This is a genomic window from Vibrio algarum, assembly GCF_028204155.1.
GTDB classification, from domain to species: Bacteria; Pseudomonadota; Gammaproteobacteria; order Enterobacterales; family Vibrionaceae; genus Vibrio; species Vibrio algarum.
Genome location: NZ_JAQLOI010000001.1, coordinates 170,587 through 194,571, shown reverse-complemented (window position 1 = coordinate 194,571; position 23,985 = coordinate 170,587). Strand labels below are relative to the sequence as shown.

Below are 23,985 nucleotides of genomic sequence, written 5' to 3'. Positions count from 1 at the left end.
CATGTACGCTTAACAAAGGGCATCCTTGTCCTTTGTTATCTGCTCCACTACCGCTAAATTGCTGAACAGTTAGATAGAATGACATTATAAGGGACTTAGGTAGGAGCTTGTCTATGGTTCGATTATCTCACTAGCCAACTTTTAGGATTTTGGGTTTTGCTGTTTCGGCGTATTTCAAAGTATAAAGAGGCTTGTGATTGTCCACCGGTATCTCCAGCAAGAGCGATGGTTTCACCCGCTTTCACTTTATCTCCTTCAACTTTAAGCAGTGTTTGATTGTATCCGTACAGAGTCATATCGCCTTTACCGTGATCTAGCAGTACCACTAAGCCATAACCTCGTAAATATTCGGCAAATACCACTGTGCCCGAATAAACAGCTTTTACAGGCTGTTCGTATTTTGCGTCTATAACCAACCCTTTCCAGTTAATCTGACCACTTTGCTTTGTACCATAACTATGGAGAATACGGCCTTTGAGTGGCCATGGTAGTTTGCCTTTTTGTTTGGCTATTCCATCCATTGGAACTGTGGTGCGTTTCGCGGCTTTTGCGATTTCAGACTTTAAGCGAGTTTCGTTTCGTTGCAGTTCTGAAAGGTAGTTTTTATCGTTTGAAATGTTACTTCTTATCTTACCAACGGTTTTTTTTCGTTGGTTTTGTGAAGCGGTGAGAGCGTCTCTTTTCTTGGTTTTTTGTGCCAAGAGGGCTTTTATCTGTTGTTGTTCTTTTAACAGTTGGGCATTTTTTTCATCCAGTTGCTTGCTGGTAACATCTAAGGCCTTAATGGTTTCTGTTCGGGCTTTGGCTAAATGCTGAAAGTATTGACTGATTCTATCTTGCTCGTCATTTTTTCCCTGATTCAAAATAGCGCTTACATCATTGTTTCTTTTGGTGATGTAGTAAGTTTTAATCAGCTCTTCTAGCGTGCTTTGCTGTTCTTGTTTCGTTTGTTCAAGGGTGGCTTTTTGCTTGTTGAATTGCGCCAGATTTTGATTGGCTTGTTTTAGCAGGCTTTGCGTTTTCTTAATATCACTCCCTAAAGAGGAAATCGAGAGTTCTTGTTCTTTCAGCGATTTTTGCAGTTTATTTAATTCTTTCTGTTGGGAAGTAACCGCATTTTTTTGGCGAGAAATTTCACTAGAAACCCCTTTCAGCTCGTCTTGGCTCGCAAAACTTGAAGGGGCGAAAACGATGCCAATTAGGCACAACAGATAACAAGTCCAGCAAGGCCAGTCCAAAGTATTGGATTCGATGTTATATGTTTGTTGAGTCATTCGAAGATTATCTTCTTGAAAAGAAAGCACGAGTGTTGAGTAGTATACTTCAAATGGTTAGAAGGGGAAGAGGGATAGCGGGAATATGGAACGAGAAAAGGTGGAACGAGATGACGAGAGAAGCGGAACGCCTTCTGCTTCTTGAGTCTAGATTCTTGACACGAACAAAGTGAGTGTTCCAGATTTAAGCAATGAGTAAAAGTGAGCGTTCAAGCTTCTATTTTCTAGAAACGTGAACGCTCAAATTAAATTAAACTAAAACTTCACCGCTCATTTCAGCAGGAATTTCCATATCTGTTAGTTTAAGCATTGTTGGCGCCAAGTCAGACAGTTTACCGCCTTCCTTAAACGTAACATCTTTGCTACCAACATAGATAAGTGGAACGGGTAGGTTGGTGTGCGCAGTGTGAGTGCCACCAGTTTCTGGGTCTACCATCATTTCTGCGTTGCCGTGGTCTGCTGTAATAAGCAGTTGGCCATCGACTTCTTTAATAGCAGCAACAACTTGAGCAACACAGCCATCAATCGCTTCGATTGCTTTTTCTGCCGCTTCATAAACACCTGTGTGACCAACCATGTCTGGGTTAGGGTAGTTACAGATGATATTGTCGTATTTGCCTGACTTGATTGCTGCAACCAGTTTTGCCGTTAACTCTTCAGAGCTCATTTCTGGTTGTAGATCATAAGTGGCTACTTTTGGAGAAGCGACTAGGCTACGCTCTTCGCCTTCAAATTCATTTTCAACACCACCGTTGAAGAAGAAAGTCACGTGTGCGTATTTTTCTGTTTCAGAAATACGTAGCTGAGTTTTACCTGCTTTAGATAACCACTCGCCATAGGTGTTTTCTAGTGATGCTGGTGGGAATGCACAAAGCAGTGGGATGTCGGCTGCGTATTGAGTTAACATAACAAAATCAACAGCAGGGAATTTGTTGCGCTTAAAGCCTTCAAACGCTGGTACAAATGTACGCGTAATTTCACGAGCACGGTCAGCACGGTAGTTCATAAAGATAACAGCATCGCCATCTTCAATAGCCGCAGACGCTTCGCCTTCTGCTTTTAATTCTGTTGGTTTAACAAATTCGTCGTTCTCGTCACGAGCATAAGCCGCTTGAAGGCCTTCAACAGCAGAGTCGTAAGTAAACTCTGATTTAGCTTCAGTTAGCAAATCGTAAGCTTTTTCTACGCGATCCCAGTTGTTGTCACGGTCCATTGCATAGTATCGACCGACTAGCGAAGCAACACGACCCTTGCCAAGTTCAGCAAAAAGATCTTGGAAGCGTTGAAGTGATTTTTCAGCGCTACGTGGTGGCGTATCACGTCCATCTAAGAAGCAGTGTAGGTAAACTTTTTCAGCACCACGCTCTGCTGCCATTTTTACAGCTGCGTAGATATGGTCTTCATGGCTATGAACACCACCTGGAGACATTAGCCCCATAACGTGTACAGCGTTGCCAGTTTTTACTGCTTTATCGATAGCGGTAACAAGGGTTTCGTTGTGTTGGAACTCACCGTCAGCAATAGACTTCGTGATACGTGTAAGGTCTTGATAAACCACACGGCCAGCACCAATGTTGGTATGACCAACTTCAGAGTTGCCCATTTGACCATCAGGAAGGCCAACATCTAGACCAGAAGCCGAGATAAGTGTATTCGGTTGGTTAGCAAACAGGCCATCCATAAAAGGTGTATTTGCATTATTGATTGCATTGCTTGCGTTGTCTTCACGGTAACCCCAACCGTCAAGAATCACTAGAGCCATTGGCTTCTTAGCAGACATAGTTATGACCTCGTCAAATTCAAAGTAATTTTAGAAAATAAATTAGCGTAACTTTACTACACTTTTAGCCTAAAACTGTAGCTTAAGATCAAATAATGATCGGTATATGTTGTTGCTTGCTTACAGTATTCGTTTTTTGATAATAGTAAGTGTAGTGCATTACTTATCTTTAAGGCTATTGTTGCGAACTATTCGCAGTAAAGATAATGGATTCTTACTATTGATTTGATAGGTCGTATTGCAAAATCAAAGATCGTATTCCCATTTATACCGATGAATTGCGATCGGCTCTCGCCTATAACCCTTATCCTCGTTATACTCACGCTTTAAATTTGTAATCAGGGCAAAGCCCACAATTCGTAAGAGTATTAGAAATGCAAGAATATATTGATTTTGTACAGGGCAACATGCTGCTGGCTATGGCTTTTGTTGGTATCGTTGTGGCGCTTATTTTGAATATCTATAAAACATCGACGGCTAAATACAAAGAAGTATCGCCTGCGCAGTTAACTCAATTTATTAATAGAGATGAAGGTGTCGTTGTTGATATCCGTACTAAGGATGAATTCAAACAAGGCCACATTACCGGCGCAGTTCACATTTTACCGACTGAAATTAAATCAGGAACGGTTCCAAACCTTGAAAAATACAAACAGAGCCCAATTACATTGGTATGCAAAAGTGGCCATACGGCAGTCGAGAGTGCAAATCTGCTAGCGAAAGCGGGTTACGAGAATGTGAACCTTTTGAAAGGCGGCATTCTGTCTTGGACCGAAGCAAAAATGCCACTTGTTCGCGGTAAAAAATAATTTTATAGCACTGGGTAGACGTGCGGCGCTGGCTAGATTGATAGAGCTGGCTAGTTTTAGAGCACTTTGCTGAGTTAGATGTGATAACGAGCACGTAATAAGTTGTCCATCTAGTTTTTGTAGATTTGCTCAGTTAATCTCAGTGCATTCTCAATTTTCGTCCTATCAATGGATATACAGTATTCTTTGAAAAAAGATTAAAGCATTAAGGAAAACAAAATGGCTGAAGCAGCACCTCAAGAAAACCAACAGAACTTTACTATTCAACGTATCTTCTTAAAAGATCTCTCTTTTGAAGCGCCTAACTCTCCAACTATCTTTCAAAAAGAGTGGAATCCAGACGTTAAGCTTGATCTTGATACTCAAAGCCGTGAGCTTGGTGAAGGCGTATATGAAGTTGTTCTTCGTTTAACAGTCACTGTTAAAAATGAAGAAGAAACAGGTTTCCTTTGTGAAGTTCAACAAGGTGGTATCTTCACTGCTGAGAAAATGGAAGCAGGACAACTAGCACATTGCCTAGGTGCTTTCTGCCCTAATATCCTTTTCCCATACGCACGTGAAACGATTTCTAGCCTAGTGGTTAAAGGTACATTCCCACAATTAAACCTAGCACCTGTAAACTTCGATGCTTTGTTTATGAACTACCTACAAAATCAAGCTCAAGCAGAAGAAACGCAAGCTGACGCGTAAGATATTTATCTTTCACGAAAAGTAGAACGTTTAGAAATTTAAAAATGCACAAAGCTTTCCGCTTGTGCATTTTTTTCTTAAGCTAATTAATAAGTACAGCAATACAGACAGGGAATATGCACATGGCTAACACTCATAATGCCTATGGAAAAGAGATTGCAATGACGGTGATTGGTGCGGGGTCGTATGGGTCATCACTCGCTATTTCATTAGCTCGAAATGGCGATAATGTCGTTTTGTGGGGACATGAAGCAGAACATATGCAACGTCTTGAAAATGATAGAGCCAACCAAGAGTTTTTGCCTGGTATTGAATTTCCTGACACCTTGATTGTTGAATCTGATTTAGAAAAAGCTGTCCAAGCGAGTAGAGATCTTCTCGTTGTTGTGCCTAGTCATGTATTTGGCATTGTACTTAAAAGCCTTAAACCTTATTTGCGAAAAGAGTCTCGTATCTGCTGGGCTACTAAGGGTTTAGAGCCAGAAACGGGTCGATTACTTCAAGAAGTTGCACACGATATTATCGGAGATAGCTATTCTCTTGCTGTTTTGTCTGGCCCCACCTTTGCTAAAGAACTAGCGGCTGGCATGCCTACTGCTATTTCTGTCGCCTCACCGGATGCTGAATTTGTTGAGCAGTTGCAAGAAAAAATACACTGTAGTAAAACCTTTCGAGTGTATGCGAATAATGACTTTATCGGTATGCAGCTTGGCGGTGCAGTGAAAAATGTCATTGCGATTGGGGCAGGAATGTCTGATGGCATTGGTTTTGGCGCTAACGCCCGTACGGCTTTGATTACTCGTGGTCTAGCAGAAATGACGCGTTTAGGCGCAGCGTTGGGTGCTCAGCAAGAAACCTTTATGGGAATGGCTGGTTTGGGTGATTTAGTGCTTACGTGTACCGATAATCAATCTCGAAACCGCCGATTTGGTCTCGCATTAGGGCAAGGAAAAGATGTGGATACCGCACAAGATGAAATTGGCCAAGTTGTAGAAGGGTATAGAAACACCAAGGAAGTTTGGTTGCTTTCGCAAAGAATGGGTGTTGAAATGCCAATAGTTGACCAAATATATCAAGTACTATATCAAAATAAAGATGCTCGATTAGCAGCTCAAGACCTATTAGCTCGAGATAAGAAAGCGGAAGGGTAATTATGGAACAGTGTAAGCCAAGTAATGTATGGCAGACGATTGTAAAGGAAGCGCGAGAACAGGCGGAACAAGAGCCAATGTTGGCGAGCTTTTATCATGCAACCATTATTAATCATGACAGTCTTTGTGCCGCCTTGAGTTATATCCTTGCCAACAAATTTAAAACGGCTTCGATGCCTGCAATGGCGGTGAGAGAAGTGGTTGAAAAAGCGTTGGCGGCAGACCCTGTAATTACAGAATCAGCCGCAGCGGATATCTGTGCCACAGTAAGCCGAGACCCTGCGGTTAGCTTATATTCCATTCCTTTGCTCTACCTAAAAGGCTTCCATGCCTTGCAAGGTTATCGCGTTGCTAATTATCTGTGGAAGCAAGGGCGTTATGCTTTGGCGACTTATTTACAAAACCAAATCTCAGTTGCCTGTCAAGTAGATGCCCATCCAGCGGCTCAAATTGGCAAAGGTATCATGCTCGATCACGCAACGGGAATTGTGATTGGTGAAACAGCGGTGGTTGAAAACGATGTTTCTATTCTGCAAAACGTAACACTAGGTGGTACGGGTAAAGAAGGTGGCGATCGACATCCGAAAATTCGTGAAGGCGTTATGATTGGTGCTGGTTCTAAAATTTTAGGCAATATTGAAGTGGGAAGAGGAGCAAAAATTGGCTCTGGTTCTGTTGTGCTTCAAGCTGTACCGGAGCATACAACGGTCGCGGGTGTACCTGCAAAAATAGTCGGCAGACCAACCACGGATAAACCTTCTGAAGATATGGACCAAGCCTTTAATGGTAAAGCGAATAGTTACATTGATGGTGCAGGCATTTAGTTTACTGAAAGCGCTCTGGTTATTGAGCGCTTCATCCACAAAGTGAACAATTCTAGATTCAAAACTCAAGACTCAAGATTCAAAGTCAACACTTCACGTCGTAATCTCAGCGCATAAAAATACCCGAATATCCCCCCAACAATATTTCCTAATGCTATTCCAACAAACAGCCCTTGAATGTCATATAAATAACTTCCTATCCAAGCGGCTGGAAGGGTAAACACAAATAACCTCATAAAGCTCCAGTAAAAGGCCTGAAGAGGTTGATGCATGGCGTTTAATCCGCTGACTAACAGCATAATGATGCCTTGGAATCCGTAGCTAAAAGGCACAATGATAAGATAAAGCCAAATGAGATCGCTAACGGCTTCTTCTCTACCGAACAGAGCAGAAATTGGAATGCTTAATGGCACCATCATGACAAAGATAATGAGTTGGAAAACGATTGAAAAGCGCATGGACAGAAACATAGCTTTGAAGCTGCGTTCATGATTTTCTGCTCCTAAATTTTGCGCCATAAAAGGGGTAAGAGCAGAGGTTAAAGACATGACCACTAAAAGTAGTAATGATTCAATACGTTGCGCAGCCCCATAAGCGGCAACAGCAGCAGTACCGTGGGAAGCCAATAACATCATAAGAATAGCACCAGAAATAGGTGTCATCGCAGTCGATATGCCAGCAGGGGTGCCTATTTTTAATACCTGTTTCCAGTCGGTCACGATATAAGAAAAATTGGGGAAGCTGAGCAGCTTTTCTCGTTTTATCAGGAGGTAGAGTGAACAGATCAAAGCACCAAACCAACTGATGCCGCTAGCGATTGCCGCACCTTGAATACCTAATTCAGGAAAAGGCCCATAACCAAAGATTAAAAGTGGGTCTAAAATTCCGTTGATGGCACCAGCAAGAATCATAATTTTGGCGGGGGTTTTGGTATCCCCTGTAGCTCTAATTGCACTGTTTCCCGCCATTGGGATAACAAGAAGAGGTATCGTGACATACCAAATCAACATGTAGTCTTTGATTAGCGGAATGAGTTTATCTTCAGCACCTAAAAAGCCAAATAGTGGATCGATGGTAAATAAACCGAAGAGAGAGGCAACTGAAATAAGTAAAATAGCCAGTAGTAAACCGTGAGAGGTAAAGTGGGCAGCATGTTTGTTTTCGCCCTGTCCTAACAATCTCGCAATGTTTGTTGAGATGCCTATTCCTATTCCCATCGTTATACAATTCACCCCGAAAGTGACAGGAAAAGTAAAGCTGATTGCCGCGAGCGCATCTGTACCAAGTAGTGAGATAAAAAAGGTATCAACAACGTTAAACATCAAGATCGCGACCATACCGAACACCATTGGTACGGTCATGTTTCGAAGAACTTGAGATATCGGTGCGGTTAATAGACCGTGCTTATCTTGCATGCGCTATTCATAAAGGGAATTGGATAGCTAGAATACCTGTTTTTACTGCTGGGTGCGAGAGTGCGAGAGTGTGAGAGTGTGAGGTTAGAGGTTAAGGGGCGAGGCGTCCGCCTCGCTCTCGTTAGTGGATTAACCCAAATAGGCTTCTAGGTCTTCACTTCCACCAATGTGCTTACCACCAATGTATACTTGAGGCACAGAAGTCTGGCCTGTAATTGCACGTAATGTAACGGTAGTGGCATCTTTACCAAGTACAACCTCTTCAAATTGAAGGCCTTTTTCTTTTAGGTTTTGCTTTGCTTTCGAACAGAATGGGCAGCCAGGCTTAGTAAATACAGTGATAGATTCTTGGGTTTTGTACTCAGGAGCAACGTACTTCAGCATTGTATCGGCGTCAGAAACTTTAAACGGGTCGCCTGGTTCATTTGGCTCGATGAACATTTTTTCCACAACACCATTCTTTACTAGCATACTGTAACGCCATGAACGCTTGCCAAATCCAATCTCGCTTTTGTCGACCAACATACCCATGCCGTCAGTGAAGTCACCGTTACCATCTGGAATGAAAGTAATGTTGTCTGCTTCTTGGTCATCTTTCCATGCATTCATAACAAATGTATCGTTTACGGAAACACACAGAATATTATCAACACCGTGATCTTTAAATACTGTGTACAATTCGTTATAACGCGGCAGATGGCTTGAAGAGCACGTTGGAGTAAATGCACCCGGGAGGCTGAATACAATCACGGTTTTGTCTTTGAAAAGCTCATCTGTCGTTATGTTAATCCAAGCGTCACCTTGACGAGCAGGGAAAGTAACTTGTGGTACGTTTTGGCCTTCTTTAGAAGTTAGCATTATGATGTTCCTTGAATTTTAATATTGAGTTTAAAGCCATATTTGACTGAATTATTTTTTGCTAAGCGGAGAAATTTCCGTTTCGTTAGAATTATTATCAGATATTTAATTTGATAGTTATAATCATTTGATATTATATTAACAATAGTTATTTTCTATGTTAGGTGAATGATGAACATTCGAGACTTTGAGTACCTTGTAGCTTTAGCTGAACATAAACATTTTCGTAAAGCGGCAGAAGCTTGTTTTGTGAGCCAACCGACGCTTAGTGGGCAAATTCGTAAATTAGAAGACGAGTTGGGAACCACTCTACTAGAAAGAAGCAGTCGTCGGGTTTTATTTACTGAATCTGGTTTGCAATTGGTTGATCAGGCTAAAAAAATTATCAGCGAAGTGAAAACCTTTGTCGATATGGCAAGTTTGCAGGGGAACGAGATGAGTGGGCCACTGCACATTGGTTTTATTCCTACCGTTGGTCCTTATTTAATGCCCAAAATTGTGCCTAAATTAAAAGATGAGTTCCCCGGTTTAGAGCTTTACTTACATGAGGCTCAAACACATCAGTTAGTGCGTCAATTAGAAGAAGGGCAGTTAGATTGTTTGGTCTTAGCTTCTGTTGCAGAAACGGAACCGTTTAAAGAGTTGGATCTCTATGACGAACCTCTTTATGTCGCCGTTCCTTGTGGACATGAATGGGCAGATAAAGAAGAACTCGATATGCAAAAACTTAATGGTCGTACCGTATTGTCATTAGGTGATGGGCACTGTTTGAGAGACCAAGCGTTAGGTTTTTGTTTTGCTGCTGGCGCGAAAGATGATGAACGTTTTAAAGCGACGAGTTTAGAAACCCTTCGAAACATGGTTGCGGCTGGTGGAGGTATCACATTGTTGCCAGAGCTGTCTGTACCAGATAACAAACTTCAAGATGGTGTTCGATATTTAAGAGCGATAGATCCTGTCCCGTCGCGTCAAATAGTACTCGCCTATCGTCCCGGTTCGCCATTGCGCAGCAGGTTCGAGGAGCTGGCGAAGTCTATTTCGAGTTACTTGGGGTAAGTGTGAAATCTAGAGCGTCTTATTTTGCCTACTTAAATCTTAGGTATTGAAGTGCTAACAAGTAGCAAAAAATAGATCGCTCTAGATCCAATACTTACGTTTTCTCTCGTTCCCGTTTGATGCCTCGTTATTTGTTTTTTTCCAGAGATAGTAAGCACCTGCGGCGGCAACCAACAGAATGATTCCCCCAGTGAGTTCTTCTGGGTGAGAGTGTGCATTGCCTGTGTGTGCCATTACAATATTTGGGAAAAGAAGTAGTGCAGGTAATAAAGTTTTCATTTTTTGTCCTTGTTTTTATTTATTCTATGTACGATAGAAACAGTTTATTTTTCTTTCATTAAAGCGATAGCCATTTGACCTAATGCCAATCCGCCATCACCACATGAAAATTTCGTGTGTAGTAAAAGGGTTATTTTGTCGTTTAGGGCTTTTTTTAAAAGTTGAGTTAAAAGCGCATTATGGAATACGCCACCAGTAAGCACTAAGTGGTTGATATCTTTATGCTGTTGTTGCGCTATAGTTACTATTTTTGCCAATGCGCTCGCTAAAGATAGGTGGAATAGATATGCTTTTTCTTCACGGCTACCCTCGTATTCCAAAAATGGCTTCCAGAAAGTGGTTAGATCCAATTCCAAGTGATGTTGGGCAATTTCGATAGGCGTTATATTGGCTTGTGTTGAGCAGTTTTGAGCTAGAGCTTCCAGTTGGCAGGCGGGTAAGCCTTCATATTCGCTGCTATCGAAAGCGATGCCAAGAGAAGCGGCAACAGCGTCAAATAATCGTCCTGCTGATCGAATACTATGGCAGTTAATTCCTTTTTCCATTGATCTTTCTAGTAGTGATATCGGCTTTCTCTTAAACACATCAGAGATTAAATTGCCGTTTATTTGTGGGTAGAACGCCTTTAAATGTGCATACAGTGAACGCCATGGTTCTTTAGCCGCTTTGTCACCACCTACTAAGTCAATTGCGGGAATACCGCCGATGCGTTGATAGTTTTTATAGTCTGCAATTAGTAACTCTGCCCCCCACATTGTGCCATCACCACCAAAACCGATACCGTCCATCGTTAACGCAAGCACTTTTCCGCTGTCGGGAGTCCATTGGTTCTCGACTAAACAACTTGCGACATGGGCGTGGTGGTGTTGGACAAAAATAGGACTTCCTTGTTGAGATTGGGCGAATTGATGGCTGAAATAACCCGGATGCAAGTCGGCAATGTGATGAATCGTTTTAATTTCATATAGCGCGGTAAAGTGTGCAATTGCCTTTTTGTATTGGGTTTGAGTTTCTATATTAGCGAGGTCACCAAGGTATTGGCCTACTATGATCTGATTACTCTTTCCTATCGCAAAAGCGCTTTTCAAGTCGCCACCATAAGCGAGATAACCATCTGCAAGAGGAAAGCCGTTTGGCAATGTTATTGCGTCTGGTACAAACCCACGAGATCGACGTAAGGTCTCTTGTTGGCCGTTTTTATCAACTCTAACTAATGAGTCATCACAACGTTGAACGATGCTTCGGTTGTGTAGAATAAAAAGGTCTGCAATGCCTTTAAGCTCTTGCATTGCTTGAGCGTTTTCTAACGTAGGAGGAAGACCAGTACAATTGCCCGAAGTCATCACTACAGGATTTTTGAAGTGGTTGGATATCATGTGCTGGACTGGATTAGAAGGCAACATAATCCCTATCTCATTGAGATGAGGTGCTACGTTGTCCGCTAAGCTGTATGGTCTTTTACGTTTGAGTAGCACAATAGGAGCGGCACTGCTTTCTAGTGTTTTTTCCTCATATTCGTTCATTTTGGCAAGGCTGTGAACGGTTTTTGAGTTACTGACCATTATGGCGAATGGTTTGTGTTGGCGGTGCTTTCGATCTCGCAGAGTTTGAATCGCTTTCGTATTAGTGGCGTCACAAGCTAAATGGAATCCACCAACGGATTTAATGGCGATAATTTTTCCTTGAGCCAAGGCGGTGATTGCAATATCGAACCAGTTTTCAGAGCTTATTGTACCGTCTGGGAGTACCGCTTGAGCTAAAGGTCCGCAGTGTGGGCATGCCACCGGCTGAGCGTGATAGCGCCTATCAGCGGGGCTTTGGTATTCTTTACTGCAATTTTGACACATTGGAAAGTCAGCCATTACCGTTTTTGGCCTATCGTAGGGCAATTGCTTAATAATGGTAAAACGAGGCCCGCAATGAGTGCAGTTGATAAACGGATAATGATAGCGACGATCCCGGTTGTTAAGCAGTTCATCTAAGCACTCTGGGCAGGTCGCTGCGTCTGGAACTACTTGGGTATCTATGTTGGTGGCCTTTGACTTAATAATTGAAAAACCATCAGGCAGAGTATCCCAGTGGATATCTCGGATTTTTAATTCGTCTATATGTGCAAGTGGTGGTAGTTCACTAACTAATTGTTGTTTAAACACATTGATATTGCCATGTTTGGCAAAGCAGATGAGTACGCCTTGTCCATCATTCAATACCTCTCCCTTTAACCTTAAACGGTGAGCGAGTTGCCACACAAAGGGTCTAAAGCCGACCCCCTGTACTTTGCCTTTTACTCTAAGCTCGATACCGTTCATATATTCCTCAACAAATTCGTGGCATTGGTTCGCTGTTGGGCAAGTCAAGCCAGCGGCTACCACCGAAAGGGTTTTTAATGGTAATTTGATTGGCGGTGTTAGCGTAACCAATAATTGCGGCTTCTTTGCCTCCGGCAGTCTGTTTCATTGCTTGAAGTGCTTGCTCTGCGTCTTGCTCGGCGACGATGGCGACTAGTTTCCCTTCATTTGCAAAATTAATTGCGTCTAATCCAAGTAATTCACAAATTCCTCGGACTGCTGGCGTTAACGGAAGGGCATCTTCATCAAGTTCAAAACCGCAACCGGAACTCGACATAAATTCGTGCATTACCGCGTTAACGCCACCACGGGTAGCATCCCTTAAGCAGCGCACGCCACTAATAGGAAGTAGGGCTTCAACAAGAGGATAAAGGTGCTGACAATCACTGGTTAACTGTCCTTCTAAACCTAGGTCTTCTCGCAAGTTTAATATCGTTGCTCCATGGTCTCCTAATGTGCCTGAAACGATGATCTTATCTCCCGCTTGAATCTTGTCTGCACCCCAGTGTATCTGCGTTGGAATAGCGCCTAGACCGCTGGTGTTAATAAACAGTTTGTCCGCTGCTCCCTTAGGAACCACTTTTGTATCACCAGTAACGATTTTAATGTCGGCCTCTGAAGCGGCCTTTGCCATTGACGCGACTATTTTTTCTAAGTCGGAAAGCAATAGCCCTTCTTCCAAAATAAAGGCGCTAGATAGAAAAAGTGGTTTCGCACCACTCATCGCCACATCATTGGCGGTGCCATAAACGGCCAGTTTGCCAATATCTCCTCCTGGAAAGAAGATTGGGTCGACAACAAATGAGTCTGTTGAATAAGCAAGCGTCTCGCCTGTAATATTAAACAGCGATAGTGGTAGCCTTGCTTGGTCTTCTTGCTGAACGAGCGTAGCGTTAGAAAAGTACTTTATAAACATCTCTTCTATTAATTTTTGCATCGCCTTGCCACCACTTCCATGGGCAAGTGTAATTCTGTCTGTCATCGTATTTCCTTACCGTGGCTATCCTTTGCTGGCTGGCAACGGCTTTCATTTATTGATTTGAACGATAGTTGTAATAAGCTGCACAAGCTCCCTCAGACGAAACCATTAGTGCGCCTATGGCATTTTCAGGTATGCAAGCTTTTCCAAATAGAGGGCAATCTGTTGGTTTACATCGGCCTGCAAGGATATCGCCACAACGACTGCCTTCAGGGTCTTGAGCCGAATGTGTTTCTGGTTTGAAATAAAGCTCAGCATCAAATTCTGCATAGGCGTCAGAGATACGAATACCAGATCGCTCTATCAACCCTAGCCCACGCCATTCACTTGTGTCTTTGGTTTCAAATACTTGTTCCATGGCATCGAGCGCATTGGTGTTGCCTTTATCGGCGACGACTCGTGAATACTGATTCTCAATTTCGCACCGTTTTTCTTTTAACTGAGTCACTAACATCAGTAAGGCTTGTAACATATCCAGTGGTTCAAACCCTGTGACAACGGAAGGCTTACGGTGGGTATCGACAAGTGGTTGATAAGGTTTGGTACCTATAATCATGGAAAGATGACCAGGTAATAAGAAACCATCTATACGGACATCGTCTTGGTTTAGTAGTGCTTCTAATGTTGGCATTAAAGTAATGTGCTGACAGAAGAGCTTAAAATTTTTAATCTGCCGTTTTTGGGCTTGCAGTATGGTCATGGCGGTTGCGGGCATGGTGGTTTCGAAGCCTAAACCGAAGAACACGACTTGCTTGTCTGGGTTTTTCTCTGCTAGCAGTAACGCATCCATCGGTGAGTAGACAACTCTGACATCACTACCTCGCGCTCTTGCATCTAATAAAGAACCGTTTGACCCGGGAACCCGCATCGCATCGCCAAAGGTACATAAAATAGTATCTTCTATTGCGGCGATGGCAATACATTGGTCCAATCGAGATTTAGGCAGAACACAGACTGGGCAGCCAGGACCATGTACAAATTCGATATCTTTGGATATTAATTGAATCAGCCCAAATTTAAACAAGGTATGAGTATGTCCGCCGCACACTTCCATGATTTGTAATGGTTTTTTGTTTTCTGCTATTGCTTCTAATTCGGTATTAATGTTTTTGATGATCGCTTTTGCAAGCGTAGGATCTCTAAATTCGTCTACATACTCCATTATTTATCTCCTACCGCTTGTCCAACAGCACTAAAATCATTGACTTCATGGTCTAGGGCTTGCATTGTTTCTAACGCTAATAGTGTCTCTTTTGCTTGAACTTCATCTATGATGCACATGGCAAAGCCCACATGTACCAACGTCCACTTTCCTACTAGGTCTTCAACTGTCGTTTCGATGATACAGGCGATATTTATCTCTCGCTTGATTCCGCTAACCTCAACATTCGCGAGCATGCTTTCGACATCTGTTATCTCAACTATTTTTCCGGGTATTCCAAGGCACATACCTTAATTCCCCTCTAGCCAATCTAACCATGTTTGCATCCCTTCACCTGTTGTGGCGGAAACAAGCATGATCTGCATATCCGGATTAACCCGCTTTGCATTGGCAATACACGCGTCTAAGTCAAAACGTAGATGGGGGAGAAGGTCGGTTTTATTGATGATCATAATGTCTGCATCAGCAAAGATATCAGGGTATTTTAAGGGTTTATCTTCACCTTCTGTGACTGAAAGTATGGCGACCTTGTGGCTTTGGCCTAAATCAAACGCTGCGGGGCAGACGAGATTTCCAACGTTTTCTATAAACAAGGTGCTGTTTTCTTCTGGTGCTAAATGGGCAATCGCTTCAGAGACCATCTGTGCATCTAAATGGCAGCCTTTTCCTGTGTTTATTTGTATTGCCTTGGCTCCGGTTTCACGAATTCTGTCTGCATCATTGGTCGTCTGTTGATCACCTTCGATAACCGAGCATTTTTTCTTGTCGAGACGCATCAACGTTTCTGTTAATAAGGTGGTTTTACCTGACCCCGGACTAGAGACAAGGTTAAGTGATTTGATGTTGCGATGATTTAGAAACTCTCGATTACGTTGTGCTATAGCATCATTTTTTGCCAAAATATCGGTTTCAATCTGAACCATACGACTTTGAGTCATTCCCGGAGCATGGGAATGCGCTGCTCCTTTGCCAAAGTGTAAATCTTCCCCTTTTTTTCAGCCGAAAAGTGTTCATGGGCTTGTTCATCAGAATGCTCATGATGTTGATGTTCTGATTCGTGGTGGTTATGTTCATGGTGAGAATGGTCGTGACCATGGTGATGACCGTGTTCATGACTGTGCTCGTTATGTGAGTGCTGGGCATCACTACGATCCGTAATCGATGAAACATGATAATGGATATGAACGGGACCGTGATAGTGGTGATGGTGAACAGCTATTGGGTTTTGTTGATGTGTGTGATGGTGCTCGTTGTCATGAGTATGGTGTTGGCCGTGAGGATGGTTATGTTCATGGCTGTGATCGTGAGTATGATCATCATGTTCATGGTGTCCATGTGCCCCTTCTATTTTTACGTTGCCTGCTCCGCAACCACATGTTGTACACATTACACTACCTCCAATTCTTTAATTCTCATTTCGTCACCGCTTTTCGTTTGCAAGCTATAGCCGCTGCATTCTGGGCAAGGGTCTATACGAGTTGATATTGTGACTTCTTTTCCGCAGTCAAAGCACCACGCTGTGCCGGGTAATTCTATAATTTCTAGTGTTGCTGAATCTGCCATCGTCTCTCGGCAAACCACGTCAAAGCAGAATGTCAGAGCATCAATCTCGATACCTGCAAACGTGCCTATTTCTAGAAAAACGGTTTTTACTTTATTGAAACCTTGCGCTTTAGCTTGCTCTTCTATTACTTGAATCAAGCTTTCACACAGCGACATTTCATGCATGCTTAGCTTTCCTTTTGAGTATCAGTAACGATTTGATTTACCGTTACTGTAAATTCGATACAAGGGTCGATGGCCCAGATAAGTTGTCTTATCCATTTCGACGCCATGTTTGGTATTTGTTGTCCAATTAGCGATTTTTTTACTAATCCACCTAAAGAGAAATAACGGTCAGTTGGGGCATCAATAGTGTAGTGGGAGATAAGTCCGTTACTATCGGTGGTGATCTGGTGTGTTAATGTACCTCTAGAAGCAAAAGCCACACCTTGTTGCGTTGATAAGCTTATTTCTGGGTTAAGACTTACTTCGACTATTTCAATTAATCGGGCCAGAGTTCTGGTTGCGACGCTTGCGCCCCAAAGTTTCATCGCGGAGATAAGTAAAGGGTGTTTTCTTTGTCGGCTCAACGGCCCGTCTTCATCCGAAATATGCCAACTTTTGAATGCCCCTAATCTACAAACACCATTTAGTTGCAAAGCTTGGAATAGTTTTGCGTATGGTGCTTGACCTTCAGACCACTTCAACAACTCTTGCCAAGAAAAACCAGTGAAGGTGCTAGGTTTACAACCAAAAAGAGTATTTAAGAATTCATTTACTGGGGCGCTGTACCTACTGGCAGCGCTGGATGACTCATCTTGGAGCTGCTTTAGTAAAAATCGACTAAGGGCTAAGCTCTCTTTAATGGCAAAGTTTTCACCGAACAATTCTCTTTCCATTTGCCACAGCTGCCAACTGTGTTCCTTTAACCACTCCAAAGCGCAGCGCTCTGCCATTTCAGTTTTCTGTGTCGTTGATAATGGCTTATTTTCCAAAGCTGATATGGCACTTATTGCCGCGGCTTGTTGTGCTTGTGAACAGAGTGAAAATAGCTTAGGAATGACCATTAATGCCTGTTGTGGGGTTTTTCCTATTAATAATCGGCCCATGTTTTTAGGCCGGCTATTGGTAATGCTTACGTGGGTTATTTCGCCATTTTTCGTTGTCGTTAGGGCAATATCAATCTGCCCAATATAGCTAGGGGTAGTGTGTGAGTCATCGACCGGTTGAATTGTTTCTGTCATCTTAATTACAATCCACGTTTACGCTGTTGCTTTGTTTCTGAGACCAAATAAACTGCGCCGAGATGGGTCTGGTACATGCACCTCTTCTGTTGGTATCGCTGTAATTAATTGACGCAAGTCCTTTGCCAGTTGCACGGCAACTGCTTGGTTTTTCATATCTTGTAACGGAGACATTATGGAACTGGCAAGGTAGTTGCCGAGTTGTTCGTGCGCACCGTAAGTAAATGAATAGTCACCAGAAGGTAAACGTATGCCAATTTTGTCTCCAACCGTTCGTGATTGCCACACGCGATTAGGCCCCGGAATTAAAATGATGCTTAAAGTCCAAGGTGTTAACAATACGCCTAACCAGTCACTCTCATACAAAGAAAAGCCCACGGCTTTTACTTTTAGTTTTTTATTAACGAATGGCAGTTCATGCATCTGATTCGCGTGGATATCGTTGAATACAATTTCAAGGACATCGGTTGGGTTTTCAGTAAAGTTCAGCGGCACGTTCATAATCTCCTTCGGCAAGCGCTTGTTGTAGCTTTATCGCTTTGAGTGCTTCTTGTTTCTCTACTTTGTCTACTGCAAAATTACCGACTTGAATGAGTAAGTAATCGCCTACGTGCACCTCATCTAGAAGCATCATTAGGCTTACCGTTCTCAGGTGTTCTTCTTCTCCAACAATGGCTGAGAGTTTGTCTTCATAGACATGCTGTACTAAAGCGGGAACACCTATGCACATGGCTGTGCCTCTTTTGTTTCTAGTTGGACACCAATGTTACTGAGGTAATCTATAACCTGTTTTTTCATTAGGCCTATTTGAGATTTGACGGTATCACTCATCTCAAGGCCAGGTTCAACGGTTTTTGGGACGACACCGACAAGAAAGATATTTTTTGGCGATTCGCCAGTCAGTTTTAGTGCCCCGAGTAGATCAGATATACCGAGTTGATGTGGAGATACCTTGTTATGGAAAAGCGCAGGTACTTCGTCATCGCGAAGATTCACCACAGTGCCGGGTTTATCACCAGTTAATACCGCGTCGATAATGATGATATGCTCTCTATCGGCAATAAACTCAAGTAACTCCATGCCAGCAGTACCGCCATCAACGACATCTACACCTTTAGGAAAATAAAATTCTTGCTCTAGCTCATTAACAAGGTGTACGCCAACAGATTCATCTCTTAGAAGTAGATTACCTACGCCTAAAACCAAAATATTCATGTTTTCCCTTAAACCATGGTTCATATTTGTTCGCTCATCTTTTAGACATATTCTGTTATTTGCACGTCGCCATTCGTCATCTCCACGTAACCATTCATCATCTCCACATAACCATTCGTCATCTCCACGAAAGTGGAGACCTAAAGCCAACCAGATTCCCGTTTTCACGGGAATGACGAGTAGGGTTGTGTGCAAACTGAACGGCATTGCGTTTTTACGGGAAATACGAAGAATTTGTTACTATCAACAAGATCATCTTCGAAACCAACGTCACCTGCACGAAATAAAACCAATTCGCAGTGCGATCCCTTTGCAACAAGCGTTACAGTATTTTAACTTTCGTTATTCCTTTGCCTCTAGTATCCACAATGTGTACTGCGCAAGACATGCAAGGGTCAAAGGAGTGAATGGTACGAATGACTTCCAATGGGTTTTCTGGGTCGGCAATTGGTGTTCCGATAAGTGACTGCTCATAAGGGCCGAGCTCATCTGTATCGTTTCGCGGGCCAGAGTTCCAAGTGGATGGTACAACGGCTTGGTAGTTCTCTATTTTACCATCGTTGATAACAATCCAGTGTGAGAGCATACCGCGTGGTGCTTCGTGGAAACCGACCCCTTTGATAACACCATACGGGAAGTAAGGTTTTACGTAGGTTGTTGTGTCACCTTCCGCGATATTATCGATTAATGCTTTGTATTGATCCTGCATGGTGTCTTTCAACACCGCACAACGAACCGCACGAGTAGCATGCCGACCAAGGGTAGAGTGCAAATGCTTAATTTCGGGTTTAATGCCTGTTAGCATCTCAAAGGCACCAAGTACGTCATTAAGGTGCTTAGTTGTGCTCTCGTCACCAGCAGCAACAGCACATAAAACTTGTGCAAGTGGGCCAACTTGAGTGGCTTTACCATAGAAGGTAGGCGCTTTTACCCAAGAATATTTGCCATCGTCTTCAAACCCTGTGTAGTTCGGGTCTGTCTTTCCTTCCCAAGGATGGAAAGGACCGTCCTCTTGATACCATGAGTGTTTGCTGCTTTCGGCAATACCATCTATTAAGTATTGGTCATCGTGGCTAGTAATCGGTCTAAAAGTAGATAAGTCACCATTTTCAATGTAACCGCCAGGCATCAAAAAACTGCCGCCTTTTTCATCAGTGGGCATGTCCGGAATAGATAAGTAGTTAGTCACGCCTTCGCCGATAGCTAACCATTCAGGGTAATGGGCGGCAACAATAGCCACATCGAGCTTATAAACTTGCTCTATAAATTCATCAAGTTCGTCAATAAAGGACTTGATGTACATTAAACGTTCTTTATTCAATACGCTTGGGGCATCTAAGTTGATTGGGTTTGCTACCCCTCCAACCGCTAGGTTTTGAATGTGTGGGGATTTACCTCCGAGGATAGCAACAATGCGGTTTGCATTACGTTGATACTCGAGAGCTTGTAAATAGTGCGCTACTGCAATTAGGTTGATCTCGGGAGGAAGTTTCATCTCCCTGTGTCCCCAGTACCCATTAGCAAAAATACCGAGCTGACCGCTATCAACTAACCCCTTTAGCTTGTCTTTTACCTTTTGGAACTCTGCAGCGGAATTGAGAGACCAAGTAGAAAGTGGTCGACAGATATCTTCACATTTAACAGGATCTGCCTCTAATGCAGAGACGACATCTACCCAGTCAAGAGCAGAGAGTTGATAGAAGTGGACTACGTTATCGTGAATGCCGTGTGCGGCGACAATAAGATTACGAATAAACTGAGCATTTTTCGGTATATCTAGTTTTAATGCGCTCTCTACAGAGCGTACGGAAGCAATGGCATGAACCGTGGTGCAAACCCCACAAATTCGTTGAGTGAATACCCATGCATCTCGTGGATCTTGACCTTTTAAGATCTCTTCCATGCCACGCCACATAGTGCCTGATGACCATGCATTGGTTACTTTACCATCTTCAATTTCGCAATCGATACGCAAGTGGCCTTCGATGCGGGTTACTGGATCAATTGTAATGCGTTGACTCATTTGTCATCCATCCCTTTGTTATGTTTCTATGCCACTTAGGCTTCTTTGTGAATACGGTTACTGGTTGCTGCTCCCGGTAATACGGGCAGTAATTTAACGAGTAATATGTAACCGACGACTTCAATTGCGACCAATCCAAATGAAAGCAAGATTTCTTCGATTGATGGGAAGTAGGTATAACCATCTCCTGGGTAGTAAGCTACGATGGCGAGGTCCACACGGTACATTGCTGCACCTACGAGTAGGCTTGTTGCGGCAGCAAAAAGTAATGCCGCGCTGTTTTGAATCCGTTTTATGAACATGACTGGCCATGCCATCAGTGCCATTTCAATGAAGAATAACCAACTAAACATGTCCCCTGCGAAAACGTAATCCCATTTGTCACCTAGGTTCACTGCATGCAATCGAAGAACAATAAACATTCCGACCAGTACCTGAACAAAAGTAATTAAACGGTTAAAGAGAGGCCTTTCATCGGGGAGCCTACCCTTCATACCAGCTGCGACTAGCGCGCCCTCAAAGACAACAATGGAGAAGCCCATGATGAGTGCACCCAATAAGGCAAATACGGGTAGAAATTCGTAGTTTTGCCATAACGGGTGGATCTTGTGCCCGGCAGAGATAAACAGTGACCCCATTGATGATTGGTGCATAGCGGGTAACAGAGCACCCAATGCAATAACAGCAAATAGAATTTTATTTAATATTTTAAGTGGTATTTTTAATCCCATTTTTTCTAGCAGTGCTGGTGCAAATTCAACAACCAGAACCACCATGTAGATGGTCATACATATCGCCGTCTCAAACAGTACCGAGTTAGTATTAAAATACCCAGGAATGTAAAAGTAGGGCATGTTCCACCAACGACCGATGTCCATCATGATCGACAGTCCACCAAGGGCGTAACCAAATAAACTGGCTAATAGTGCAGGGCGAACAAGCGCGTGATACTCACCTTTGTTGAAAATGTAGACAGCCCAAGCGAGAGCCCAACCCCCACATGCAAAGCCAGTACCAACTAAAAGGTCGAAGCCAATCCAGATTCCCCATGGATAACCACCATTTAGGTTTGTGACAGGACCTAGGCCTAAGATCAGTCGTTTAATAATGACGATGACGCAGACAAAAGCGAAGAAGCCAAAGAAGATCACTGGCCAGGTGGTGAGCCGTCCTCCAAGCGCTTTGGATTCCGTATGATCATTCATGGTTATCCTCCTTATCCGTTACTTTGTCTTTAGATTTCTCTTTATCATCCAACGGATACATATTCTTACGTGTTGCGTACATTAATCCCATAAAGGCTGCAAATGGCAGCATCATGCCCTGATACATTGTGTGCTGAACATTTTCTGAACGAGCACCGTAAGAGAGTTCGGGCATATCTGGGAAATCGAGTTTTTCTTGAGGAATACCAGATAGAACTAGAACCTGAGTACCACCCCCTTCTGTTTCGCCATAAAGGTGTTGATGATATTTCGGTACGGCTTTAACGTGATTTAAACCGGCATCTATCCTTTCACGTGGATACTCGTAGTCTTCACCGATCGGTAGCTCTAATCTTTTTTTAGCTTCGACTAATAATTCGTCATAATCACCAAATAGAATGGCACCAGTAGGGCATACCTCAACGCATCCCGGTAGTAACCCTTGGTCAATACGCTCAACCCCTTTTTGATTGCATAACTGGCATTTTTGTAATTGACCGAATGGGTCATGGTATTCGTATTTCGGAATATTAAATGGACATGCGACCATGCAGTAACGGCAACCAGTACAAACATCAGGGTTGTTGGTTACTATCCCGGTAACGGGATCTTTTTGCATTGCGGATACGGGGCAAACAGAGACACAGTTTGGGTCAACACAGTGCATACATTGACGTTTGATGTAGGAAAAACCGTTTATTTCAACATCTTTTTCGCTGGCATCACCATGGCTATATTTACGGATAACATTGAGAGCATAAGGTGATAAGTGGCTGTTTTGTTCCCACTGGGCGTCACCATTTGGATTTGGTTCCATATGGTTAACGTCTTTACACTTCACTACACAAGCCTGACAACCAATACAGAGTGTTGCGTCGTAAAGCATTCCCACGGCTTCAGGAGAGGGTTTATGCGACTCCCTTGCAACACTTGGGCAACTGGTAGTGGCGATAACCGCACCACAGGCGGATAATTTCAAAAAGTCCCGGCGGTCCATTATGCCTCCTCGTTACTTTCTGGTTTTGTATCTTTGTGCTGACGAGTTAGTTCACGTACGGTCATAACACTGATACCCGCCGCTAAACCGGCAATACCACCTAACAAAGCTGAAGCCCCAGGAGATGCGGATTCACCAACCTGCGTACCCACTTCAGGGAGTGCGGCTGGTGGTGTTGGAAGCCGAACGTTGGCGAGTTGATGGATACCTTTGGTGAACCCAACATCTTTTTCGTTACAGCCGATACATGGGTGCCCAATACCTACAGGCCAAATACCACCCCCCACATCGCAGAACTCTAGTGTCGAGCAGTTACCGTAGGTTTCTGGCCCTTTACAGCCAAGCTTATAAAGGCACCATCCATCTCTATGGCCTTGGTCACCAAATTCAATTGCAAATCGGCCTGCGTCAAAATGGGGGCGGCGTTCGCAGTTTTCATGGATAAGTCGGCCATAGGCAAAGGTAGGTCGATTTTTTTCATCTAAAGCCGGCAGTTTGCTAAAAGTAAGAAGATGAGCAACAGTGGCTAAAAAATTGTGTGGGTTTGGAGGGCAGCCTGGAATATTTACAATGGTTTTACCTGGAAGGATCTCTTGTAATGATTTTGCTTCGGTAGGATTGACGCCAATGGAAGCAACACCACCCCAAGAAGAGCAAGAGCCAATCGCAATAATTGCAGCAGCACCTTCAGCTGCTTCTTTAATATGTTCTACAATAGGCTTTCCTGCAACCATGCAGTATACGCCACCATCTTTTATTGGAATTGACCCATCGACCACTAAGACATATTCACCTTTGTATTTTTCCATCGCATGATGTTTATTTTCTTCTACTTTATGTCCGGCAGCAGCAGAGAGTACTTCGTGATATTCCAAAGAGATCATATTTAAAATTAAATTTTCAATCGTTGGGTGAGTTGAACGTAATAGAGACTCTGTACATCCAGTACATTCTTGCGCGCCAATCCAGATAACAGGTGGTCGTTTAGATTGGGTTATCGCATCCGCAACGGTTTGGGCTGCATTTGCCTGTGTTATACCCATGGTGGCAGCAAGGCCGGCACAGAATTTCATAAAGGAGCGACGGGATACTCCATTGTATTCGAGTAGATCGTAGCCATCCATTTCAGACCAT

At 43.2% G+C, this 23,985-nt stretch carries 25 protein-coding genes; 5 read left to right on the top strand and 20 right to left on the bottom strand.

Features of this window, described 5'->3' with window-relative positions:
* Positions 1-122: 122 nt before the first annotated feature.
* Both PGX00_RS01000 and gpmM read right to left on the bottom strand, forming a co-directional pair.
* Positions 123-1,274 carry a murein hydrolase activator EnvC family protein gene (locus PGX00_RS01000; RefSeq protein ID WP_272132112.1) on the bottom strand — a complete coding sequence of 384 codons (1,152 nt, stop codon included), beginning with the start codon at positions 1,272-1,274 and terminating at the stop codon, positions 123-125.
* Positions 1,275-1,524: 250 nt separating this feature from the next.
* On the bottom strand, positions 1,525-3,054 hold the full coding sequence (gene gpmM, locus PGX00_RS00995) for a 2,3-bisphosphoglycerate-independent phosphoglycerate mutase (protein ID WP_272132111.1): 1,530 nt from the start codon (positions 3,052-3,054) through the stop codon (positions 1,525-1,527).
* A 374-nt stretch (positions 3,055-3,428) separates the two neighbouring features.
* On the opposite strand from gpmM, the gene PGX00_RS00990 reads away from it, so the two are divergent.
* The 4 genes from PGX00_RS00990 (at position 3,429) to cysE (ending at position 6,528) form a co-directional block, all read left to right on the top strand.
* A complete protein-coding gene (locus PGX00_RS00990; RefSeq protein ID WP_272132109.1) occupies positions 3,429-3,863 on the top strand; it encodes a rhodanese-like domain-containing protein in 435 nt (144 codons plus the stop codon).
* Between the two features lie 219 nt (positions 3,864-4,082).
* The gene (gene secB / locus PGX00_RS00985; protein ID WP_272132108.1) at positions 4,083-4,553 is read left to right on the top strand and encodes a protein-export chaperone SecB; all 471 of its coding nucleotides are present in this window, start codon (positions 4,083-4,085) and stop codon (positions 4,551-4,553) included.
* A gap of 116 nt (positions 4,554-4,669) precedes the next feature.
* Entirely contained in the window at positions 4,670-5,704 is a 1,035-nt protein-coding gene (gene gpsA / locus PGX00_RS00980; RefSeq protein WP_272132106.1) for an NAD(P)H-dependent glycerol-3-phosphate dehydrogenase, read from the top strand.
* Between the two features lie 2 nt (positions 5,705-5,706).
* Positions 5,707-6,528, top strand: coding sequence for a serine O-acetyltransferase (gene cysE, locus PGX00_RS00975; protein WP_272132104.1), 822 nt, complete (start codon positions 5,707-5,709; stop codon positions 6,526-6,528).
* Between the two features lie 65 nt (positions 6,529-6,593).
* Here cysE and PGX00_RS00970 read toward each other — a convergent pair whose 3' ends face one another.
* Both PGX00_RS00970 and PGX00_RS00965 read right to left on the bottom strand, forming a co-directional pair.
* On the bottom strand, positions 6,594-7,943 hold the full coding sequence (locus PGX00_RS00970) for an MATE family efflux transporter (RefSeq protein ID WP_272132102.1): 1,350 nt from the start codon (positions 7,941-7,943) through the stop codon (positions 6,594-6,596).
* 129 nt (positions 7,944-8,072) lie between these two features.
* A complete protein-coding gene (locus tag PGX00_RS00965) occupies positions 8,073-8,801 on the bottom strand; it encodes a glutathione peroxidase (protein WP_272132100.1) in 729 nt (242 codons plus the stop codon).
* Positions 8,802-8,972: 171 nt separating this feature from the next.
* On the opposite strand from PGX00_RS00965, the gene oxyR reads away from it, so the two are divergent.
* Positions 8,973-9,857, top strand: a complete 885-nt coding sequence (gene oxyR, locus PGX00_RS00960) for a DNA-binding transcriptional regulator OxyR (protein WP_272132097.1) — start codon at positions 8,973-8,975, stop codon at positions 9,855-9,857.
* 81 nt (positions 9,858-9,938) lie between these two features.
* Here the strand turns inward: oxyR and PGX00_RS00955 are convergent, their stop codons facing one another.
* The 16 genes from PGX00_RS00955 to hybO form a co-directional block, all read right to left on the bottom strand.
* Positions 9,939-10,136, bottom strand: coding sequence for a hypothetical protein (locus PGX00_RS00955; RefSeq protein WP_272132094.1), 198 nt, complete (start codon positions 10,134-10,136; stop codon positions 9,939-9,941).
* A gap of 44 nt (positions 10,137-10,180) precedes the next feature.
* Positions 10,181-12,445, bottom strand: a complete 2,265-nt coding sequence (hypF, locus tag PGX00_RS00950; RefSeq protein ID WP_272132093.1) for a carbamoyltransferase HypF — start codon at positions 12,443-12,445, stop codon at positions 10,181-10,183.
* A gap of 7 nt (positions 12,446-12,452) precedes the next feature.
* Positions 12,453-13,466: a hydrogenase expression/formation protein HypE gene (hypE, locus tag PGX00_RS00945; RefSeq protein ID WP_272132091.1), complete on the bottom strand. Its 1,014-nt coding sequence runs from the start codon at positions 13,464-13,466 to the stop codon at positions 12,453-12,455.
* A 49-nt stretch (positions 13,467-13,515) separates the two neighbouring features.
* Positions 13,516-14,625, bottom strand: a complete 1,110-nt coding sequence (hypD, locus tag PGX00_RS00940; RefSeq protein ID WP_272132089.1) for a hydrogenase formation protein HypD — start codon at positions 14,623-14,625, stop codon at positions 13,516-13,518.
* Positions 14,625-14,912 (bottom strand): HypC/HybG/HupF family hydrogenase formation chaperone, encoded by a 288-nt coding sequence (gene hypC / locus PGX00_RS00935; protein WP_272132088.1) that lies wholly within the window; start codon positions 14,910-14,912, stop codon positions 14,625-14,627. The genes hypD and hypC overlap by 1 nt, the downstream gene beginning before the upstream one ends.
* A 3-nt stretch (positions 14,913-14,915) precedes the next feature.
* Positions 14,916-15,563 (bottom strand): hydrogenase nickel incorporation protein HypB, encoded by a 648-nt coding sequence (hypB, locus tag PGX00_RS00930; RefSeq protein WP_272132086.1) that lies wholly within the window; start codon positions 15,561-15,563, stop codon positions 14,916-14,918.
* On the bottom strand, positions 15,560-16,012 hold the full coding sequence (locus tag PGX00_RS00925) for a hypothetical protein (protein WP_272132084.1): 453 nt from the start codon (positions 16,010-16,012) through the stop codon (positions 15,560-15,562). Before PGX00_RS00925 ends, hypB begins: the two co-directional genes overlap by 4 nt.
* A complete protein-coding gene (gene hypA / locus PGX00_RS00920; RefSeq protein ID WP_272132083.1) occupies positions 16,012-16,353 on the bottom strand; it encodes a hydrogenase maturation nickel metallochaperone HypA in 342 nt (113 codons plus the stop codon). Before hypA ends, PGX00_RS00925 begins: the two co-directional genes overlap by 1 nt.
* Before the next feature lie 2 nt (positions 16,354-16,355).
* On the bottom strand, positions 16,356-17,411 hold the full coding sequence (locus tag PGX00_RS00915; protein WP_272132081.1) for a hypothetical protein: 1,056 nt from the start codon (positions 17,409-17,411) through the stop codon (positions 16,356-16,358).
* A gap of 18 nt (positions 17,412-17,429) precedes the next feature.
* Positions 17,430-17,912, bottom strand: a complete 483-nt coding sequence (gene hybE / locus PGX00_RS00910; RefSeq protein WP_272132080.1) for a [NiFe]-hydrogenase assembly chaperone HybE — start codon at positions 17,910-17,912, stop codon at positions 17,430-17,432.
* Positions 17,887-18,141, bottom strand: coding sequence for a HypC/HybG/HupF family hydrogenase formation chaperone (locus PGX00_RS00905; RefSeq protein WP_272132079.1), 255 nt, complete (start codon positions 18,139-18,141; stop codon positions 17,887-17,889). The genes hybE and PGX00_RS00905 overlap by 26 nt, the downstream gene beginning before the upstream one ends.
* Entirely contained in the window at positions 18,132-18,776 is a 645-nt protein-coding gene (locus PGX00_RS00900; RefSeq protein ID WP_272132077.1) for a HyaD/HybD family hydrogenase maturation endopeptidase, read from the bottom strand. Before PGX00_RS00900 ends, PGX00_RS00905 begins: the two co-directional genes overlap by 10 nt.
* Before the next feature lie 172 nt (positions 18,777-18,948).
* Positions 18,949-20,649 (bottom strand): hydrogenase 2 large subunit, encoded by a 1,701-nt coding sequence (hybC, locus tag PGX00_RS00895; RefSeq protein WP_272132075.1) that lies wholly within the window; start codon positions 20,647-20,649, stop codon positions 18,949-18,951.
* Positions 20,650-20,684: 35 nt separating this feature from the next.
* Positions 20,685-21,854, bottom strand: a complete 1,170-nt coding sequence (gene hybB, locus PGX00_RS00890) for a Ni/Fe-hydrogenase cytochrome b subunit (RefSeq protein ID WP_272132073.1) — start codon at positions 21,852-21,854, stop codon at positions 20,685-20,687.
* Positions 21,847-22,851, bottom strand: a complete 1,005-nt coding sequence (hybA, locus tag PGX00_RS00885) for a hydrogenase 2 operon protein HybA (protein ID WP_272132072.1) — start codon at positions 22,849-22,851, stop codon at positions 21,847-21,849. Before hybA ends, hybB begins: the two co-directional genes overlap by 8 nt.
* A complete protein-coding gene (gene hybO, locus PGX00_RS00880) occupies positions 22,851-23,975 on the bottom strand; it encodes a hydrogenase 2 small subunit (RefSeq protein WP_272132071.1) in 1,125 nt (374 codons plus the stop codon). Before hybO ends, hybA begins: the two co-directional genes overlap by 1 nt.
* Positions 23,976-23,985 lie beyond the last annotated feature (10 nt).

Excerpts from the sequence above, each read along its gene's own strand:
- PGX00_RS01000 (WP_272132112.1), bottom strand. The coding sequence starts at position 1,274 with ATGACTCAACAAACATATAACATCGAATCCAATACTTTGGACTGGCCT.
- gpmM (WP_272132111.1), bottom strand. The coding sequence starts at position 3,054 with ATGTCTGCTAAGAAGCCAATGGCTCTAGTGATTCTTGACGGTTGGGGT.
- PGX00_RS00990 (WP_272132109.1), top strand. The coding sequence starts at position 3,429 with ATGCAAGAATATATTGATTTTGTACAGGGCAACATGCTGCTGGCTATG.
- secB (WP_272132108.1), top strand. The coding sequence starts at position 4,083 with ATGGCTGAAGCAGCACCTCAAGAAAACCAACAGAACTTTACTATTCAA.
- gpsA (WP_272132106.1), top strand. The coding sequence starts at position 4,670 with ATGCACATGGCTAACACTCATAATGCCTATGGAAAAGAGATTGCAATG.
- cysE (WP_272132104.1), top strand. The coding sequence starts at position 5,707 with ATGGAACAGTGTAAGCCAAGTAATGTATGGCAGACGATTGTAAAGGAA.
- PGX00_RS00970 (WP_272132102.1), bottom strand. The coding sequence starts at position 7,943 with ATGCAAGATAAGCACGGTCTATTAACCGCACCGATATCTCAAGTTCTT.
- PGX00_RS00965 (WP_272132100.1), bottom strand. The coding sequence starts at position 8,801 with ATGCTAACTTCTAAAGAAGGCCAAAACGTACCACAAGTTACTTTCCCT.
- oxyR (WP_272132097.1), top strand. The coding sequence starts at position 8,973 with ATGAACATTCGAGACTTTGAGTACCTTGTAGCTTTAGCTGAACATAAA.
- PGX00_RS00955 (WP_272132094.1), bottom strand. The coding sequence starts at position 10,136 with ATGAAAACTTTATTACCTGCACTACTTCTTTTCCCAAATATTGTAATG.
- hypF (WP_272132093.1), bottom strand. The coding sequence starts at position 12,445 with ATGAACGGTATCGAGCTTAGAGTAAAAGGCAAAGTACAGGGGGTCGGC.
- hypE (WP_272132091.1), bottom strand. The coding sequence starts at position 13,466 with ATGACAGACAGAATTACACTTGCCCATGGAAGTGGTGGCAAGGCGATG.
- hypD (WP_272132089.1), bottom strand. The coding sequence starts at position 14,625 with ATGGAGTATGTAGACGAATTTAGAGATCCTACGCTTGCAAAAGCGATC.
- hypC (WP_272132088.1), bottom strand. The coding sequence starts at position 14,912 with ATGTGCCTTGGAATACCCGGAAAAATAGTTGAGATAACAGATGTCGAA.
- hypB (WP_272132086.1), bottom strand. The coding sequence starts at position 15,563 with ATGACTCAAAGTCGTATGGTTCAGATTGAAACCGATATTTTGGCAAAA.
- PGX00_RS00925 (WP_272132084.1), bottom strand. The coding sequence starts at position 16,012 with ATGTGTACAACATGTGGTTGCGGAGCAGGCAACGTAAAAATAGAAGGG.
- hypA (WP_272132083.1), bottom strand. The coding sequence starts at position 16,353 with ATGCATGAAATGTCGCTGTGTGAAAGCTTGATTCAAGTAATAGAAGAG.
- PGX00_RS00915 (WP_272132081.1), bottom strand. The coding sequence starts at position 17,411 with ATGACAGAAACAATTCAACCGGTCGATGACTCACACACTACCCCTAGC.
- hybE (WP_272132080.1), bottom strand. The coding sequence starts at position 17,912 with ATGAACGTGCCGCTGAACTTTACTGAAAACCCAACCGATGTCCTTGAA.
- PGX00_RS00905 (WP_272132079.1), bottom strand. The coding sequence starts at position 18,141 with ATGTGCATAGGTGTTCCCGCTTTAGTACAGCATGTCTATGAAGACAAA.
- hybC (WP_272132075.1), bottom strand. The coding sequence starts at position 20,649 with ATGAGTCAACGCATTACAATTGATCCAGTAACCCGCATCGAAGGCCAC.
- hybB (WP_272132073.1), bottom strand. The coding sequence starts at position 21,854 with ATGAATGATCATACGGAATCCAAAGCGCTTGGAGGACGGCTCACCACC.
- hybA (WP_272132072.1), bottom strand. The coding sequence starts at position 22,851 with ATGGACCGCCGGGACTTTTTGAAATTATCCGCCTGTGGTGCGGTTATC.
- hybO (WP_272132071.1), bottom strand. The coding sequence starts at position 23,975 with ATGGATGGCTACGATCTACTCGAATACAATGGAGTATCCCGTCGCTCC.